General features: G+C 62.8%; 16 protein-coding genes and 1 pseudogene. 7 read left to right on the plus strand and 10 right to left on the minus strand.

What is annotated here, in order from left to right:
• Positions 1 to 46 precede the first annotated feature (46 nt).
• From GHK62_RS14950 to GHK62_RS14960, 3 genes are all read left to right on the plus strand, one after another.
• Complete coding sequence (locus GHK62_RS14950) at positions 47 to 1,063, plus strand: TRAP transporter substrate-binding protein (RefSeq protein ID WP_153439936.1); 1,017 nt, start codon at positions 47 to 49, stop codon at positions 1,061 to 1,063.
• A gap of 96 nt (positions 1,064 to 1,159) precedes the next feature.
• Positions 1,160 to 2,020: a shikimate dehydrogenase gene (locus GHK62_RS14955; RefSeq protein WP_153440047.1), complete on the plus strand. Its 861-nt coding sequence runs from the start codon at positions 1,160 to 1,162 to the stop codon at positions 2,018 to 2,020.
• A 273-nt stretch (positions 2,021 to 2,293) separates the two neighbouring features.
• Entirely contained in the window at positions 2,294 to 4,183 is a 1,890-nt protein-coding gene (locus GHK62_RS14960) for a bifunctional sugar phosphate isomerase/epimerase/4-hydroxyphenylpyruvate dioxygenase family protein (RefSeq protein ID WP_153439937.1), read from the plus strand.
• Positions 4,184 to 4,207: 24 nt separating this feature from the next.
• On the opposite strand, the pseudogene GHK62_RS14965 reads toward GHK62_RS14960, so the two are convergent.
• Positions 4,208 to 4,294: pseudogene (locus tag GHK62_RS14965) on the minus strand (IS5/IS1182 family transposase); the annotation flags it as partial.
• An 87-nt stretch (positions 4,295 to 4,381) separates the two neighbouring features.
• On the opposite strand from GHK62_RS14965, the gene GHK62_RS14970 reads away from it, so the two are divergent.
• A complete protein-coding gene (locus tag GHK62_RS14970; protein WP_153439938.1) occupies positions 4,382 to 4,810 on the plus strand; it encodes a DUF4279 domain-containing protein in 429 nt (142 codons plus the stop codon).
• Between the two features lie 143 nt (positions 4,811 to 4,953).
• Here GHK62_RS14970 and GHK62_RS14975 read toward each other — a convergent pair whose 3' ends face one another.
• Both GHK62_RS14975 and GHK62_RS14980 read right to left on the minus strand, forming a co-directional pair.
• The gene (locus tag GHK62_RS14975; protein WP_153439939.1) at positions 4,954 to 5,727 is read right to left on the minus strand and encodes a slipin family protein; all 774 of its coding nucleotides are present in this window, start codon (positions 5,725 to 5,727) and stop codon (positions 4,954 to 4,956) included.
• Positions 5,728 to 5,748: 21 nt separating this feature from the next.
• On the minus strand, positions 5,749 to 7,092 hold the full coding sequence (locus GHK62_RS14980; RefSeq protein WP_153439940.1) for an NfeD family protein: 1,344 nt from the start codon (positions 7,090 to 7,092) through the stop codon (positions 5,749 to 5,751).
• 356 nt (positions 7,093 to 7,448) lie between these two features.
• On the opposite strand from GHK62_RS14980, the gene GHK62_RS14985 reads away from it, so the two are divergent.
• Together GHK62_RS14985 and GHK62_RS14990 are read left to right on the plus strand one after the other, a co-directional pair.
• A complete protein-coding gene (locus GHK62_RS14985) occupies positions 7,449 to 8,621 on the plus strand; it encodes a Gfo/Idh/MocA family protein (RefSeq protein ID WP_153439941.1) in 1,173 nt (390 codons plus the stop codon).
• A gap of 29 nt (positions 8,622 to 8,650) precedes the next feature.
• The gene (locus tag GHK62_RS14990; RefSeq protein WP_153439942.1) at positions 8,651 to 9,601 is read left to right on the plus strand and encodes a sugar phosphate isomerase/epimerase family protein; all 951 of its coding nucleotides are present in this window, start codon (positions 8,651 to 8,653) and stop codon (positions 9,599 to 9,601) included.
• On the opposite strand, the gene GHK62_RS14995 is transcribed toward GHK62_RS14990, so the two are convergent.
• Positions 9,598 to 11,070 carry an FAD/NAD(P)-binding protein gene (locus tag GHK62_RS14995; RefSeq protein WP_153439943.1) on the minus strand — a complete coding sequence of 491 codons (1,473 nt, stop codon included), beginning with the start codon at positions 11,068 to 11,070 and terminating at the stop codon, positions 9,598 to 9,600. The two genes, GHK62_RS14990 and GHK62_RS14995, sit on opposite strands and share 4 nt — an antisense overlap.
• Before the next feature lie 353 nt (positions 11,071 to 11,423).
• Between GHK62_RS14995 and GHK62_RS33580 the strand changes: the two genes are divergently transcribed.
• Positions 11,424 to 11,588 carry a hypothetical protein gene (locus GHK62_RS33580; protein ID WP_167528258.1) on the plus strand — a complete coding sequence of 55 codons (165 nt, stop codon included), beginning with the start codon at positions 11,424 to 11,426 and terminating at the stop codon, positions 11,586 to 11,588.
• A gap of 282 nt (positions 11,589 to 11,870) precedes the next feature.
• On the opposite strand, the gene GHK62_RS15000 is transcribed toward GHK62_RS33580, so the two are convergent.
• The 6 genes from GHK62_RS15000 to GHK62_RS15025 all read right to left on the minus strand — a co-directional run bounded on the left by GHK62_RS15000 (position 11,871) and on the right by GHK62_RS15025 (position 17,887).
• Entirely contained in the window at positions 11,871 to 12,641 is a 771-nt protein-coding gene (locus GHK62_RS15000; RefSeq protein WP_153439944.1) for an ABC transporter ATP-binding protein, read from the minus strand.
• Between the two features lie 10 nt (positions 12,642 to 12,651).
• The gene (locus GHK62_RS15005) at positions 12,652 to 13,641 is read right to left on the minus strand and encodes an ABC transporter substrate-binding protein (protein ID WP_153439945.1); all 990 of its coding nucleotides are present in this window, start codon (positions 13,639 to 13,641) and stop codon (positions 12,652 to 12,654) included.
• A 117-nt stretch (positions 13,642 to 13,758) separates the two neighbouring features.
• A complete protein-coding gene (locus GHK62_RS15010) occupies positions 13,759 to 14,604 on the minus strand; it encodes an ABC transporter permease (RefSeq protein ID WP_153439946.1) in 846 nt (281 codons plus the stop codon).
• Between the two features lie 25 nt (positions 14,605 to 14,629).
• Entirely contained in the window at positions 14,630 to 15,979 is a 1,350-nt protein-coding gene (locus GHK62_RS15015) for an LLM class flavin-dependent oxidoreductase (protein ID WP_153439947.1), read from the minus strand.
• A gap of 68 nt (positions 15,980 to 16,047) precedes the next feature.
• Positions 16,048 to 16,605, minus strand: coding sequence for an FMN reductase (gene msuE / locus GHK62_RS15020; protein ID WP_153439948.1), 558 nt, complete (start codon positions 16,603 to 16,605; stop codon positions 16,048 to 16,050).
• A 577-nt stretch (positions 16,606 to 17,182) separates the two neighbouring features.
• Positions 17,183 to 17,887 (minus strand): SDR family oxidoreductase, encoded by a 705-nt coding sequence (locus GHK62_RS15025; protein WP_153439949.1) that lies wholly within the window; start codon positions 17,885 to 17,887, stop codon positions 17,183 to 17,185.
• Between the last annotated feature and the right edge of the window lie 11 nt (positions 17,888 to 17,898).

A 17,898-nucleotide genomic window follows, 5' to 3' on the forward strand; every position in this document is an offset into this window, starting at 1 on the left:
TGTCAACACGGCCGGTCTGAACACCGGTCCAACCTGGGAGGAAAACATGTTGAACAGACTGACGAAACTGGCATTGGGCCTCGCCCTGCCACTGGCACTGCTGACGGCAGGACCGGCGCTCGCTGAGATCCGCGACCAGACCATCAAATTCGCGTCCGCCAACAACAAGGGCCACCCGCAGGTGACCGGCATGGAGAAATTCGCCGAACTCGTCAACGAGAAGAGCGGCGGCAAGATCGCGGTGAAACTGTTCCCGGGCGGCACGCTCGGCGGCGACGTCCAGACCGTCTCGGCGCTGCAGGGTGGCGTCATCGAGATGACGGTGCTGAATGCCGGCATTCTCGCAAGCAACGTCAAGGAGTTTGGCGCAGTCGACCTTCCCTTCCTGTTCAACAGTGGCGAGGAGGCCGACAAGGTGATGGATGGTCCGTTCGGCACCGGCCTGATCGAGCGCCTGCCCGACACCGGCCTCGTCGGCCTTGCCTATTGGGAACTCGGCTTCCGCAATCTCACCAACAACCGCCATCCGGTGACTAAGCTCGAGGACATCAAGGGCCTCAAGATCCGCACGATCCAGTCGCCGATCCCGGTCGAACTCTTCAACTCGCTCGGCGCCAACGCCGTGCCGCTCCCCTATACGGAGCTTTACACCGCGCTCGAAACCGGAACCGTCGACGGCCAGGAGAACCCGGCCGCAAACATCCTCAACGCGAAGTTCTACGAGGTGCAGAAATACATGACGCTGACCCGTCACCAGTACAACCCGCAGATCGTGCTGATCTCGAAGAAGTTCTGGGACGGCCTCAATGACGAAGAGAAGGCGGTCCTGCAGCAGGCCGCGGTCGAAGCACGCGACTTCCAGCGCAAGGTGTCGCGCGAGCAAGATGCCGCAGCGCTCGAGGAAATCCGCAAGACCGGCATGGAGGTCAGCGAACTCAGCCCGGAGGAAACGCAGAAACTGCGCGATGCCGTCAAGCCGATGATCGAGAAGTTCAGCGCCGACATCGGTCAAGAAACGGTGCAGAGCCTCTTCAAGGAAATCGGCGCCGTGCGCGGCCAGTAACGAGGAAAGCCGCCGGCCCGCCTGCTGCGAAAGGTGGGTCGGCTTCAGCGGCGCTGCGGATGCCGTCGGCGCGGAAAGCACATGGAACGGGAAACCATGACCGATACGCTCGTAAGATCTTTGAAGGCCGGCCTGATCGGCTCTGGCATCCAGGCCTCACTGACACCGGCGATGCATGTGGCGGAGGGCGCGGCGCAGGGACTGCGCTATGAGTACGAGCTGATCGATCTCAATGCGCTCGGCGCGACGGAGAATGATTTGCCGCATCTCATCGCCGATGCCGAGCGGCGCGGCCTTGCCGGGCTGAACATCACCCATCCCTGCAAGCAGGCGATCATTTCCTTTCTCGATGAGCTCTCCCCCGACGCCCGGCGGCTCGGTGCCGTCAATACCGTGGTGCTCAAGGGCGGCCGGCGCTACGGCCACAACACGGACTGGTGGGGTTTCGCCGAAGGCTTCCGGCGCGGTCTGCCGGATGCGGACCTCGCCTCAGCCGTGCAGCTCGGCGCCGGCGGCGCGGGCGTGGCGACGGCTTACGCTGCCCTCTCGCTCGGTTTGCGGCGGCTTACCGTCTTCGACCGCGAGCCGGAGCGCGCGCAATCGCTTGCCGAGATGCTTTCGCCCATTTTTCCTGAGGCCGACATTGTGGCCGGTACGGATCTCGCCGCCGCGATGCGGGACGCATCGGGCCTCATCCACGCCACGCCGACCGGGATGACGAAATATCCGGGGCTGCCGCTCGACGCCGAGCTCCTCGACGAGCGCCACTGGGTCGCCGAGATCGTCTATTTCCCGCTGGAAACGGCGCTGCTCCGGGAAGCGAGAAGACGCGGTTGCCGCACGCTCGACGGCGGCGGCATGGCCGTGTTCCAGGCGGTCGGCGCCTTTCGCCTATTCACCGGGCTCGAGCCGGACGCGGCGCGGATGCTCGGCCATTTCAGGGCGCTGACGGGCTGACGATCGCTCGGTTGGACGCGAGCCTGGCCGGGAATACCCCCCTCTGCCCTGCCGGGCATCTCCCCCACAAGGGGGAGATTCGAGAAAGGCGCCGTCGGCACCAATGCCACCTCTCTCACAGCGGGACTTGGCGTTGTCGATGAGAAGACCGGGGAGCCCGCCGCTTGCCGATCTCCCCCCTTTGTGGGGGAGATGCCCGGCAGGGCAGAGGGGGGTGCACCAACACCCCCTTCCCGCTTCCTGCCTTTGCAATCTAGAACCGAGGACAGGACCATGAAAACCTCGATAGCGACAGTCTCCTTGAGCGGCGATCTCAAGGACAAGCTGCAGGCGATTGCCAGAGCCGGCTTCGACGGCGTGGAAATCTTCGAGAACGATTTCCTCGCTTTCGATGAAGGCCCGCGAGAGGTCGGCCGCATGGCGCGCGACTTCGGCCTCGAGATCACCTTGTTCCAGCCGTTCCGGGATTTCGAGGGCATGCCGGAACCGCTTCGCACGCGAACTTTCGACCGTGCCGAACGCAAGTTCGACGTGATGCAGGAGCTTGGCACGGATCTCGTCCTCGTCTGCTCCAACGTATCGCCGGCCGCCCAGGGCGGCATCGACCGCGCGGCCGCCGACTTTCGCGAGCTCGGCGAGCGGGCGGCGAAGCGAAACCTCAGGGTCGGCTACGAGGCGCTCGCCTGGGGCCGGCACATCAACGATCATCGCGACGCCTGGGAGATCGTCCGGCGTGCCGACCACCCCAATGTCGGTCTCATCCTCGACAGTTTCCACACGCTTTCGCGCAAGATCGAAGTCAATTCGATCCGGTCGATCCCGAAAGAACAAATCTTCATCATCCAGCTCGCCGACGCGCCGCTGATCGACATGGACCTGCTCTACTGGAGCCGGCATTTCCGCAACATGCCCGGCGAAGGTGATCTTCCGGTCACCGACTTCATGCGCGCCGTCGCCGCCACCGGGTACGACGGCTATCTGTCGCTGGAAATTTTCAACGATCAGTTCCGCGGGGGCAATGCCGGCGCAATCGCGGTCGATGGGCGCCGCTCGCTGATCTATCTCGGCGACCAGGTCAAGCGCTCCGAACCGGACACGCCCTTGTCGGTACCTGCGATGCCGGCGCCCGCGGAGGTCAAGGGCGTCGCCTTCATCGAATTCGCCGCCGACGAGGAGCAGGCGGCCGAATTGGAGGCCCTGGTCAGAGCGCTCGGTTTTCAGAAGACTGCGACGCACAAGAGCAAACGGGTCGCGCTTTATCGCCAGGGCGCAATCAATCTGGTCGTCAATACGGAGCGCGAGGGGTTCGCCAGTGCCTCCTACCTGGTGCACGGCACGTCGGCCTATGCCTTCGGGCTGATGGTCGACGACGCCGCGGCGACGGTCGAGCGCGCAAAGGCGCTCGGCGCTGAACCCTTCGCACAGGCCGTCGGCCCCGGCGAGCTTTCGGTACCGGCGATCCGTGGCGTTGGCGGCGGGGTCATCTATTTTCTCGACGAAAAGTCGGAGCTTGCGCGCATCTGGGAGATCGAATTCGAGCCGGTGGAAGATGACCTGCCAACGACGCCGGCCGGCCTCGCCTCGGTCGACCATGTCGCCCAGACCGTCAAATACGAGGAGATGCTGACCTGGCTTCTCTTCTACAACTCGCTGCTCGACGTGCATAAGACGCCGATGGTCGACATCGTCGATCCGGCCGGGTTGGTACGCAGTCAGGTGGTGGAGAATGACGCAGGCTCGCTGCGCATCACGTTGAACGGCGCCGAAAACCGCAACACGCTTGCGGGGCATTTCATCGCCGAGACCTTCGGCTCCGGCATCCAGCATCTCGCCTTTGCCACGAATGACATCTTTGCGGCGGCCGATGCGTTGCGGGCAAACGGCTTTCGCGCGCTGCCGATCTCGCCGAACTACTATGACGACATCGAGGCGCGCTTCGCACTCGAGCCGGAGCTGATCGAGCGCCTGAAGGAGGCCAATATTCTCTACGATCGCGACGAGCACGGAGAGTACTTCCAGCTCTATAGTCCGACCTATGGCGAGGGATTTTTCTTCGAGATCGTGGAGCGACGCGGCTACCGCGGCTACGGCGCCGCCAATGCCATCTTCCGCATCGCCGCTTTGAAGAAACAGTTGCGGCCGGCGGGGCTGCCGAGAGATTAGACCGTGGATACATAACGATCTGATCCAAATCCTTGCTGCGGCGAGTTTGACTGCATCAAGGAAATTCAATGGGTCTTTGTCATAGCGAGTCGCTATTCCTCTGAAGTTCTTGAATCATGGCCCGGCGGAGGCGAAAGTGATTTTTGAATCGCATCGGAGCGAAGATTCATGAATGAGCGATAAAGGCTGAGGAACACTATGGCTGAAGTGCATCGAACCGCCGCATCCCTACGCTTTTGCGGCGACGACCTTGATCCGGAGGAAATATCCCGCACGCTTGGGGCGCAGCCGACAAAATGCGCGAAAAAGGGGGGTATTTGGTGTACGCCTAACGGGAAAGAGATAGTTGCTCGGCACGGCTTCTGGCATCTATCCGCTACTGAAGAAAGTCCCGGCGATCTCGACAAGCAAGTAGGCGCACTCTTCTCCGCATTGAGTAATGATCTCGATGCGTGGAGGGCACTTGCAGCACGCTTTCGCGGAAACATATTCGTAGGTCTGTTCCTATACGGCTGCAATGAAGGACTTGGCCTCTCGCCGGCGACAACGAGTGCGATCGGATTACGTGGATTAGAGCTCGATCTCGACATCTATAGTGGCGATGACACCGACCAAGAGATCGTTTGAAGCCATCTCGTTATGGGTTTACGGCTTAGAGCAATTCCAGGAAAAGTGTGTAACGTCCGAAATTGCGTTGTTTCAAGGAGTCAGATCATTTCACTTTTTCAGTTAGATTGTGAGATGATCTAGGAGCAAAGCAACGTCCCGCTTTATTGCGAAGAACCGCCCATCTTGGTCGCGAGGATGTTCGCCAGATCCATCGGGAACGGAAAGATGATCGTAGAGCTCTTTTCAGCGGCGATCACGTTCAGCGTGCTGAGATAACGCAATTGCATGGCCTGCGGCTGCCGGGCGAGAATTTCCGCCGCTTCGAGCAATTTTGCCGCCGCCTGCTGTTCGCCCTCGGCGTTGATGACCTTCGCCCGCCGCTCGCGTTCCGCTTCCGCTTGGCGCGCGATTGCCCGGATCATAGATTCATTGATGTCGACATGCTTGATCTCGACGGTGGCGACCTTGATCCCCCAGGCATCCGTCTGGACGTCCAGTATCTTCTGGATATCTTCGTTGAGCCTGTCGCGCTCGGCCAGCATCTCGTCGAGGTCGTGCTTGCCGAGCACGGAGCGCAACGTCGTCTGGGCGAGCTGGCTCGTCGCTGCCATGAAGTCCTCGACCTGGATCGTCGATTTTTCCGCATCGATCACCCGGAAATAAATGACCGCGCTGACGCGGACCGAAACGTTGTCGTGGGAGATGACGTCCTGGCTCGGAACATCGAGCACTCGCGTCCTGAGATCGACCCGCACCATCTGCTGGACAATGGGTACGAGCAGGATCAGCCCCGGTCCCTTGACGCCGGTGAACCGGCCCAGTGTGAAGACGACGGCACGTTCGTATTCGCGCAAAATCCTGATCGCGTAGGCAATAACGATGAGCAGCACCACGAGCGCCGCTATGAAGGGGGCGAGACTTCCGACTATGTCCATGACCTTCTCCTGTCGAGGCAGTCAGCTTTGCGATTCACTGCGCGCGACTTTCAGCGTCAATCCGTTGCGGTCTATGATCGTCACATCTTCTCCCGCGGAGAGCGGCTCGCCGCTGACGGCTTTCCAGCGTTCGCCGCGGGCAATGACGTAGCCTGTGCCGTCCGTCCAACTGTCGACTGTGCCTGACATGCCGATCATCTGCTCCCCACCGGTGACGACCTTGTGCCGGCGCGAGATGAAGGCGAGCCGGGCGACGAGAGCGCTGAAGGCAAGGCTTGCGATGGCGACACCGCCGAGCACAGGCCAGGAGACCTGCAGGCCCGGGACGTCCGTGTCGAAAAGGATTGCTGCGCCGAGAACAAGCGCGACCCCGCCGCCGAGTCCAAGCGCCCCGAACGACGGCGCATGCGCCTCGGCAATCAGCAGCCCCACGCCGAGGATGATCAGCCCGATGCCGGCGTAGCTCACCGGCAGGACGGCGAGCGCGTAGAGCCCGAGCAGGAGGCTGATGCCGCCGATTGTGCCGGGCAAAACCGTTCCCGGCGTCAGAAACTCGAAGATCAGCCCATAGATGCCGACGATCATCAGGAGCAGCGCAACATTCGGATCGGTGATCACAGACAGGAGGCGGGTCCGCCAGTCGGGCAGAACGTCCTCGACCGCGAGACCCGCCGTATCGAGGCGGAGATCGGCCTGGCCGACACGGACCGTGCGGCCATGGGCCTGCTTCAACAAATCCTCGATGCTGACGGCGATGAAATCGACAACCTTTTCGCGGACGGCGGCGGTCGACGAAAGGCTCGCTGCCTCGCGCACGGCGCGCTCCGCCCAGTCAGCGTTCCGATTGCGCAGTTCGGCAAGACCACGGATATAGGCGACCGCGTCGTTTATCATCTTCGCTTCGCCGGCATTGGCCGGTTGCTTCGCGCCACTCTTCTTGTCGCCCTCGTCGTCGCCGCCGAACAGTCCACCGCCTATGGCAATAGGCGTGGCCGCGCCGAGATTTGTGCCCGGGGCCATCGCCGCGACGTGGCTCGCATAGAGGATATAGGTACCGGCGCTCGCCGCCCTCGCCCCGCTCGGCGCCACGAAACTTGCGACCGGTACGGAGGAATCGAGGATGGCGCGGATGATGTCACGCATCGACGTGTCGAGGCCGCCGGGCGTGTCCATCTGCAATATGACGAGGGAGGCGCCTCGCGCTTCGGCCCGCCCAAGGCCACGGATCACATATTCCGCGGTCGCCGGACTGATCGCGCCGTTCACATGCAGGACCATAGCCCGACGCTCGGCCGCGGAAGCGGACGGGGCAGGAAACGCGAACGCCGATATCAATGCCAAGAGCAGGATGAGGATTCGGGACATTCGCCGCCACAACCTCAGAGTTTCTTTGGATCGCGATGATTTTGCGCCCAATAGATCCATTCCAATATAGGCCAGAACTGCCGAAAGGGTAAGGCTCCCGCAACCTGCCGTGGAAGTCGCGCGGAGGAATTCGGTCCGTGCCGTCGCTCAGAGCGGCGGCGAAGCAGGTACCTGATCGCCCTTACCGAGCACCGCCGAAATCTGATGGCTGCGCGCGACGACATCGAGCAACTCGGCAAGCGGATCGGCGGCCTCATCGACGCAGGCGACGTATCACGGCAGCTCGATTGACGTTGCCAGGGTGCTCCCATACGCTGATTGCGCGGTTCTGCTGCACCTCTTCCCGGGAGGAGAACATGAAGGGGAACGCTATCGCCGTCATTGGCGCCGGCATGATCGGCGCCGCGCACGCCTTCGGCTACCGAACGAACCTACCGCGCTTCGAGAAGCGCATTTCAGGTCTTCGTCTTGCAACGGCCTGCGACGGCAACGACACGCTCGCGGGCCGCCTCGCCGCGACGTGGGGGTTCGAAAAGACGGAAACAGATCTCAACGCGGTTCTCGCCGATCCCGAAATCGGCATCGTCAGTGTCTGCCTGCCGAACGCGCTCCACGCGGAGGTGACGCTGGCGGCGATCGCCGCCGGAAAGCACGTTCTCTGCGAAAAGCCGCTCGCTCTCAATGCCGAGGAGGCGCTGCGCATCCATCGCGCCGCGACGGCATCGCCGGTCGTCTCCGCAACCGTCTTCAACTACCGGCGCATTCCGGCCGTTGCGGCGATACGCGACATCATCGCTGCGGGAGAGATCGGCGACCTCGTCAATCTACTGGTCCAGTACGAAAGCGAATATGCCGCCGATCCCAACCTGCCACACAGCTGGCGGTACGAGCGTAGCCGCGCCGGCGCCGGTGCATTGCTCGATATCGGCACCCATGCCATCGACATCGTCCGCTTTCTCTGCGGGGAGGTCTCCGAGGTCGCCGGCGCGATCGCCACGGTTTCGATCAGGGAGCGTTTCCTGCCGGCCGCCGACGGCATCGGCCACGACAAGGTTGCGCTCAGTACCGAAAAGAGGCCCGTCGACAACGACGATGTCATGTCCGCCCTGCTTCGCTTCGAAAATGGCTGCCAAGGCATGTTTCTGGCGAGCCGGGTGGCGGTTGGCATGGGCAATACGCTTTCCTTCTCGATCACCGGGACGAAGGGTGCACTACGCTACAATTCGCGCCTGCCGGCGCACTATGAAATCGCGCGTTTCGACGGCAGCGGACAATCGCCCTTTGCGCTGGTGACGAACAACCCGGCCCTCCCCTATGCCGAACTGCTCCCCGTTCCTCACGACGGCGTGGCGATCGGCTACGCGGAAGTGTTCGGATTCATGATCCACGAATTTCTCGAAGCGATCGCCGACAACCATCCCATGCACAACGGATCGACGCTCGACGGCCTGCGCGCCGCACAGATTCTCGACGCGATCCAATTGGCTGCGGATACCGGTGCGCCGGTGAGGGTTTCGCACGCCGATTGAACGGCCATCGCGCCGATCGGGAGGAATGGATGAAGATCGGCCTGAACACCGACGGCTTCGCGGCGCTCTCGCTGGAAGCATGCCTGGACCGCGCCGCCGAACTCGGGTTCGCTTGCGTCGAATTCGGCCTCGGCGGCTGGTCGAGCGCACCGCATCTCGACATTGCCGAATTGCTTGCGAGCGGCGCGGCGCGTGATCGGCTTCTCGGCATGCTGCGTGACCGCAATCTCGAAATCTCCGCGCTCAACTGCTCCGGAAACCCGCTGCATCCGGGCGAGAGCGGGGCAAAAGACACAGATCTCGCCCATGACACGCTGGAACTCGCGGTGCTGCTCGGCGTCCGGCGCATCGTTATGATGTCCGGTCTGCCGGCCGGCGGTCCGAGCGATGCCTTCCCGAACTGGATCACCTCCTCCTGGCCGCCGGAAGCGATGGCGATGCTCGAATGGCAGTGGTGCGAGCGCGTCATCCCCTTCTGGGAGGACTATGCAGCCGCGGCAGAGAAGAAGGGACTCCGCCTCTGCGTCGAGCAGCATGGCCGGCAGGCCGTCTACAATGTCGAGAGCTTCTTCCGCTTGCGCGACGCCGTCGGCCCAACCGTCGGCGTCAATTTCGATCCGAGCCACCTGATCTGGATGGGCGGCGATCCGGTTTCGGCGATCCGCGCGCTCGGCGACTGCATCTACCATGTCCACGGCAAGGATACGCGCATCGAGCCGAGGGCGCGTATCGACGGTCTGCTCGACCCGAAGCATGTACTGCCGGTCCGCGGACGATCATGGAATTTCGTCTCGCTCGGGCACGGCACGCCGGTCCGGGGCTGGCTGGAGATTCTCAAGGCCCTCAGGGAGGTCGGCTATGACGATGTGATCAGCATCGAGAACGAGGACTATGCCCTCGACGCCGACAAGGCCGTCGCCACCTCCGCGACGACGCTGCGCTTCTGCATCGAGCAGCTGAGCACTGACAGCCGGCTCTAACTCATCGATGCAGGCCGCAACTCCTCCGATCCGCCGTCTCGCGATTGAGCGGCTTTCGCCGCTCCTCGCCCGCCGGCGAGCGCGGCCACCTGCTCCGCCACGAAGATGGCGTGATCGTTGACCTGCGGCAGCCCCATTAGCTCCCCGAAAGTTCCGCGAGCGAGCGGTCCGGCGATGAATAGCGTCTCCGTCTCCCGGCCCTCACTGTCGAGCGCGCGGCTTGTCTCGCTGCAGGCAAGGCCGAGCCCGACGGCATCCGGCTGCAGGTAGCCATCGGCCGAAAGCGTTTCGAGGAAAGGCTGGCTTTTCAAGATGGATTTGTGTGCCGGCCCGGTGGTGATCACCACCGCATCGACAGCCCAGCGCTCGATCCCGGCACCGTAGCGCCGCCGGAACGCCACGGCGATCTCGTCGCCGTTTCTCTCGAGCCGATCGATCCGGCCCGCCAGAATGCGGATGTCGCCGGACTGCAGTCCGGCCCTGACGATGGCATCGATCTGCGGTGCGATGCGAAAGCGGTGAACGTCCCAGAAGGGGCGCAGATGGCGGATCAGCCGGCGCCGTTCCGTGACTGGCAGGCTGCGCCAGATCTCCCCTCCTTGGCTGCGAAGCGCATCGAAGACCGCATGCCAGGAAAAGCCGTCCGCTTCGGCGTCGGCGACCGCCCGCCGCACGCGCACGAGAAGTTCCGTCGCCGTTCGCGACGGCGCCGCCGTAAAGTCTCCGTAGGGGTCCTGGGCTTGGGCCGGGTGCCCGCGCGAGCGGAGGCCGCGCCGGGAATAGGCGGTGATCGGCCCCGTCCGCCCGGTCGTGCGCAAGGAAGCGATGACGTCCGCCGCGGTGAGGCCTGTGCCTATGATCAGGACGTGGTCGTCGGGGCGGATGGCAGCGAGAGCCGCCGGGACGGTGGTATCCGGTACATAGCGCGGGTGCCCCCGCAACGTGGCGTCGATGCCAGCCGGCGCCGCTGGGGCCGGATGGGTGGTTGCGATCACCAGTATGTCGGCGCGAACCATCGTGCCGGCGTCACCCCGGATTTCCCAATCTCCGTCACGCCTTTCCGCGCTGATCACCCGCTGCCGGTGGTGGACGATGCAGCCGTTGCCGAGGTGCGGCGCCACGGCATCGGCGACATAGCGGCCAAAGAGGCCGCGGCGCGGATAGAGATGGCCGTCCGGCGCCCGTGCCTCTCGGTCGTCGCGCGGCTCGCCCCGAAGCTCCATCCAGCGGACGAATTCGTCGGCGTCGTCCGGATCGAGGCTCATACGCCCGGCCGGCACATTGACCCGGTGCGCCGGATCGTCGGTGTCATAAGCAAGGCCACAGCCGAGGCGCTCGCGCGGCTCGAAGACGGCGATCTGCCACCCTTCCATGCTCTTGTTGCGTGCGAGAGTTGCGGCGACGACCGCCCCGGTAAAACCGCCGCCAACGATAACGACCGTGGGGCGCCCCCCGCTCACGAAATTCATTTCGCGTCCCTCCGCTTCAGCAAGGGCACCTCGGCGATCTTCCTCACCACGTGCGGAGGCTCGCCCCGCGTCGCGCAATTGTCAATGGTGCGCGCGCCCACCTGCTTGCCGCGCAAAGGAACCAGCTCCACCGATGTTGCGGAGAGTAACCCCTTCACGTCCCCGCGCGCCGTCGCCGGCCCCTTCACGGATCGTCATATCGCCGTTACCGCCCCGCCGCTCGGAAAAGCTGAAAAAACAAACAGTAAGACTGCTTGCGCGCGCGCAGGACCGCTTGCCATCGAAGATGATTTGAGGGAACATTTAGAGCTGGCCCTTGAGGCCTGGGCAATCTCCGGTGAAGGGAGAATACCATGCCTCTTAAATTTCTGATTGCAGCGTTGGCACTCCTGGCGCTTTCAGGATGCGCAAGCACCGGCACAGGTGACATCAACACGACCTATGCGCAATGGCAGGGCGCCTATCCTGAGCCTGAATTCGCCGCGAGCGAGACGGGTAGCATTCGAATCCCATACTGATGCATGTCGCCCTGTGTAGCGGTTTTGGGACGACGACATGCATAAAAGCAATGACCTAAAGCGCGTCGCAAGACTCCGATTGAACGCGACGCGCTTTAGCCGTGTCGCGTTCATCCGGCTTCGGTCCCGAGCCGCTCGGTTTTGGGCCGATACTGCGCCGACTTTCCACCGCAGACACGGCGCAATCCATCGCCTTGAAGCGTGCGCTTCACAGTTCCAGCGAACTGTGAAGCGCAGGCGGCATGGACGTCCCATGGAAGGAGGCGCGCGGAAGCGGCTCGCTCAGTGCAGCCCGAACTCGCGGAGCAGATCCTTGCGGTACTGGACGAAGCGCGTCTCACTTCGATCGCGTGGCCGGGCGAGATCGATCTCGATGATCTTCGGGTTGCTCTCCTTGTTCGTCGGAAGAACCAGGACACGGTCCGCGAGATAGACCGCCTCCTCGAGATCGTGCGTGACGAGAACCATCGTTACGTTCTCATCCCGCCATATTCGCTCCAACTCCTCCTGCATCGTCAGTTTTGTCATCGCATCGAGCGCGCCAAACGGCTCGTCAAGCAGCAGGATCTCCGGTTGGACCGTCAGCGCCCGCGCAATGCCGACCCTTTGCGCCATGCCGCCCGAGAGCTGCTTGGGGTAGGCGTCCGCAAATTCGGCCAGTCCCACCAACGAGATGTAATGGCGTGCACGCTCCTTGGCGTGACGAGCCTGGCCGCCCCTCACCTCCAGCCCGAACGCGACGTTTTCGAGCACCGTCTGCCAGGGAAGCAGCCGTGGCTCCTGGAACATGACGGCGCGTTCGTTGCCAACGCCGCTGATCGGCTCGTTGTCGATGAGCACCTTGCCGGCATCTGCGGCCTCGAGGCCCGCAAGGATGCGCAGCAATGTCGTCTTGCCCGATCCGCTGGCCCCGACGATCGCAAGGCATTCGCCCGCGCGGATGTCCAGATTCATGTTCCTGAGAACCCGGAGCGAACGGCCGCCGATCTGGAAGGATTTCGAGAGATCGCGCAGTGCGATCTCCCCTTTTCGCAAAGCCTGGACGTCTCCCATGGCTGTCCCCTCAGTTTGCAGCAGTGCTGGCGATGTTCTGGAGTAGAAGATCGGAGGCCTTGTACTTGCCTTCGGGCAGGCTGCCCTCGCGCTCGAGAACGCCAATCCAGAAATCCAGATCTCTTTCGGTCGCTCGCGCCCCCGGGCGCAGCCCGAAGCCGGTCCAGTGCTTTGCCAGTGCGCCATTCTCGCCGCGTTTTTCGAGAATTTTTGCAAGCAGCGCCCGTGCTTCTTCCGGATTTTCCCTCGACCAGTCGGCCGCGCGGGCAGACTGTTCGACAAAATTCCTGGCCGCTTCCGGGTGTTCCTCGACGAAGTCGCGGCGAAGAACCGCAAAACCACCGGCAATCTCGCCAAGGACGTCGGTGTCATCGAAGATCGCGCGCACGCCGCCATTGTCCAGGATCTGGCCGTTGAACGTTGCCTGCCAGTATCCGACAGCCGCGATGTCAACCTGCTTCGAGCGCAAGGTCTGCTCCAGCTGCGGGCCCGGCACGGCGACGAGGTTGGCGGCATTCTGCGGCAAGCCCTTGCTGTGCAGCGCTTCCCGCACCGCGTAGTCGAGGTGGGCACCGAGCGTGTTCACCGCAATGGTCTTGCCGACGATATCCTCGATGGATTTGATCGGGCTGTCTTCGAGCACGTAGAAGATGCTCTTCACCTGTTCGTTGATGCCATTGGTCGGATAGGCGGCGACAAAATCGTTGCCGCTGGCGATCGAGTTGATGACGGCCGCGGTTGCCGCCGAGCCTATGTCTACGCTGCCGGATGCGAGCCCGAAGAGCGACTCCGGACCGCCGCTCGCATAGCCGACGTTCTCGAGCTTTATGCCCGTGCCGTCGAAGTAGCCGAGTTCGGCAGCGAACTCGTGCGCCGATACGCTGCCGTGGCTGGCAAGGTAGCGCAGGGTCACCTCATCGGGCGACTGCGCCGCCGCGTAGCCGGAGAGGCCGATGGCAAACAGCGTGCCAAGACCGAGGGAGCGGATGGAGATGGTCATGTGTTCGTCTTTCCTGGTTGGAGAAGTTGATGGCGAAGCGCGTCGCACCCGCTTTAAGTCTTTGTTTGCATGCATGTCGTTGTCCCGAAACCGCTGCACACTTTCGGGCGACATGCATTAGATCGAAACATCGCTCCAGCGGCACAGGCGGCGCTGAGCAAAGACAAGCGCGTAGTTGGCGATGAGCCCCAGCCCGGCGAGGATGAAGATCGCCGCGAACATCAGCGGTATCTGAAAGTTGTACTGGGCGTTCATGACCTGGAAGCCGACCCCCTTGTTGGCGCCAATCATCTCGGAGGCGATCAGCAACAGAAGCGCAGTCGTGGCACTCAGGCGCAGACCAACGAAGATGGAGGGGATGGCTCCCGGCAGGACGACGCGGCGGAAGACGGTCGCGCGGGACGCTCCGTAGACACGCGCCATTTCGATCAGCTTCGAATCGACTTCCTTGACCCCGCTGATCGTGTTCAAGAGGAGCGGGAACAATGTCGCCCAGAAGATCACAAAGACTTTAGATGCCTCGCCGAGCCCGAGCAGCAGGATGAACACCGGATAAAGCGCCAGCGCCGATGTCTGCCTGAAAAGCTGAAGGATAGGATCGAGCGCCTGCTCGATCGAGCGCACCTGCCCCATGAACAGGCCGAGCGGTATCGCCACGACCACGGCCGCCACGAATGCCAGGCCGGATCGTTGAAGGCTGATGGCGATGTCGTCGAGCAAGGCTCCGCCGAAGACGCCTCTCCACAGGGCAGAAAGGATCGCGTCGATCGGCGGGAAAACGGCCGGATTGATCCAGCCGCTGCTGCTGGCTGCCTGCCAGAAGACGAGAAAGGCAGCGAGAAGTCCGTAGCGCGACAGCCAGTTTCGAAGTTTTACGCTGGCCCGCAGAAGATATTCTTCGGCCTTCGCCCCACCGGCGCCGCCGTTGGCGAGGATTGATCTGTCGACATCTTGCAAGCTCATCTGCTTGGCCCTCCTCTTTGGCGTTTCATTCGGCGGCCTGAACGGCCCCGCGCGATTGCGTCCACGGATTTTCCGGTCTGGGGAGGCCGAGGTTTTCGCGAAGCGTGCGGCCTTCATATGCGGTCCGGAACAGCCCCCGACGCTGCAGTTCGGGAATCACCAGGTCGACAAAGTCGTCGAGCGCGCCGGGAAGCCACGGCGGCAGGATGTTGAACCCGTCCGCGGCTTCGTTGCGGAACCATTCCTCGAGCTGGTCGGCAACCTGCTCGACGCTGCCGACGACGGTGTAGTGACCTCTCGCTGTCGCGATCCACTGGTAGAGCTGCCGTATCGTGAAACCGTGCTCGTCGGCGATCTTGCGGATCAGCGCCTGGCGGCTCTTCATTCCTTCCGTCTCCTGGCTGACGGGCAGCGGGCCGTCGAGCGGATATCCCGTCAGGTCGAGCGTTCCGCCGGTCAATCCGTTGAGCAGCGCGACGCCGTCTTCAGGAACGATGAGATCGTTCAGCCGCTCGTACTTGCTGCGCGCCTCTTCTTCCGTGCGGCCGACAAAGGGTGCGACCCCCGGCATGATCAGCACGTGTTCGGGATTGCGTCCCGCGCGTCGGACACGCGCCTTGATGTCCCGGTAGAACTCCTGGGCAGAACTGAGATTCTGGTGGGCGGTGAAGATTACTTCCGCCGTCGCAGCGGCAAGCCTGCGTCCGTCTTCGGATTGTCCCGCCTGGACGACGACCGGGTGGCCCTGTATCGGGCGCGGCACGTTGAGCGGCCCTTTCACAGAGAAATGCTTGCCCCGATGATTGACGTCGTGGACGCGTGCGGCATCGAAGAAGCGGCCGGTCGTCTTGTCACGTATAAAGGCGTCGTCCTCCCAGCTGTCCCAGAGGGCCTTCACCGTTTCGACATGCTCGCGAGCGCGCTCATAGCGCTCGGCATGGGCCGGCTGCGTTTCCCGGTTGAAGTTGCGAGCCGTCTCGTCGCCCGCCGACGTCACCACGTTCCAGCCGGCCCGGCCGTTGGACAGAAGGTCGAGCGACGCAAATTTGCGGGCGAGCGTATAGGGCTCTTCGTAGGTGGTCGACGCGGTTGCGATGAAGCCGAGATGCGTCGTCAGCGGTGCGAGTGCGGCAAACAGCGTGACCGGTTCGAACCCTGCTATCTTGGCGTTTCCGCCCTCACGACCGCCGAGCCCGACGGAGAGGTTGTCCGCGAGAAAATAGGCGTCGAACAGGCCGCGTTCGGCCGTCTGCGCCAGCTTCCTGTGAAACTCGAAACTTGTCGCGCCGTCGGCCGGAGCCTCCGGGTGTCGCCAGGCGGCAATATGCTGGCCGCCGCCGGGCAGAAAGGCGCCGAGCTTGATCTTTTTGGTCATTGAACCCTCCGAGAGTTTTCGGCCGATCGGCCATGAGCGAGTGATTGCTTCACGATGCTTGTTCGCGGCTAAGCGGCGATGCTGCGTCGGTCGGAGCGTCCGAGGACCCGCGTTGCTTCCTCGACCGCCTGCCCGACCCGAGCATGGATCGCTTCCGAAATGAGGGCGCCGTCCGCGAAGTCCTTGTCCGACGTGTAGATGGCCGTCGGCATTGCGAGCGCTTCAAAGAAGCCGAACAGTGGACGCAGCTGGTGCTCGACGATCAGCGAATGACGCTCGCCGCCGCCGGTTGCCGCAAGGATGACCGGCTTGCCGCGCAGGGACGAGGGATCGAAAAGGTCGAAGCAGTGCTTGAACAGCCCGGTGTAGCTGCCTTTGTACGTCGGTGAACCGACGACCAGCACGTCGGCCGAAATCGCCTGATTGACGATATACCGCGCTTCGGGAGCGAGATCATCCAGCCGCCTTGCATGCGGCAGGGAAGGACCAAAGTCCTCGATGTCGAATGTCTGTGCCGCGGCTCCCACATTCAGTGCAAGCCGATGGACGATATGATCGACGAAAGTCCGGGTTTTGGACGGGCGCGTGATGTTACCCGAGATTCCGACCACTCTTTTTTCCGGCATCGGTGACCTCCGTCGAAGCCGTTTCAGATGTGATCATCTAAATCTATAATTTTTGTGAATTATAGCAACACAGTTCCATTTCGCATCGCTGAAGGAGAAGAGTTTGCCATGGTACCGCACCTGTCTGCGGCCATCTTGGCGGCAGGTGAATGACGGGCGCTTTTCCGCTGAATGCGCCCGGGACCGTCGGTGCTCTGCCAAAGCTGCATTGCACGTGCAACGATCGCTGCGACGGCCGGTCTCAGCTTGGGCAAGACCCGCTCCGAGTGAATCGTCGTCGTGACCACAGAGTACGGATTAGGCCTCCTGATCTACCTGAGAACGGCACTCCCCACGGCCTTGCCGGGCATCTCCCCCACAAGGGGGGAGATCGGCAAGCGGCCAATGTCCCACTCAGCTCTAACCGCCTGTGCGCGGCGTTTAGTGACCCTATGCGCGCGATGGTGAGTTGAGAGACTTCGGCATCTGCGATTTCACTGTCGGCCAGGACCTTGCTTCTGGCCAATCTCCCCCCTTGTGGGGGAGATGCCCGGCAGGGGAGAGAGGAGGGTGTTAACTCCGCTGGTCCGGCTCCGTCCTAGAGAGAACGCGTCAGCCCGCCATCGACCCGGATGTTCTGGCCGGTGATATAAGCCGCGCCGTCTGAAGCAAGGAATGCAACGGTGGCGGCAATCTCCGCGCTCGTTCCATAGCGCTTCATCGGCACGCTATCACGACGCTCCTCGGTCGCGGGCAGGCTGTCGATCCAGCCGGGAAGAACGTTGTTCATCCGGATATTCTCGCCCGCATAGGTGTCCGCGAAAATCTTGGTGTAGGCGGCGAGACCCGCGCGGAAAACGGCTGAAGTCGGAAACATGGCGCTGGGTTCGAACGCCCATGCCGTGGATATATTGATGATCGCGCCGGACTTCTGCTTCTGCATTATGGGCGTCACGAAACGCGTCGGCCGGATCACGTTCAGAAGATACGTGTCCATCCCTCGGTGCCAGTCTTCGTCGGTGATTTCGAGGATCGGAGCGCGCGGGCCATGACCGGCGCTGTTGACCAGCACGTCGATGCGGCCCCACGTTGAAACGGCAAGATCCACGAGCCGCTTCAGGTCTTCATTCGACTGGTTCGAACCCGTGACACCCACGCCGCCGAGCTCCTTGGCCAGCGCTTCGCCCTTCCCCGAGGAAGAGAGAACTGCAACCTTGTAGCCATCGGCCGAGAGCTTGCGTGCAGCCTCCGCTCCCATGCCGCTCCCGCCTGCCGTAACCAGCGCGACCTTCTCTGTACCCATGTCATTTCCTT

This window comes from Sinorhizobium terangae, from assembly GCF_009601505.1.
GTDB lineage: Bacteria > Pseudomonadota > Alphaproteobacteria > Rhizobiales > Rhizobiaceae > Sinorhizobium > Sinorhizobium terangae.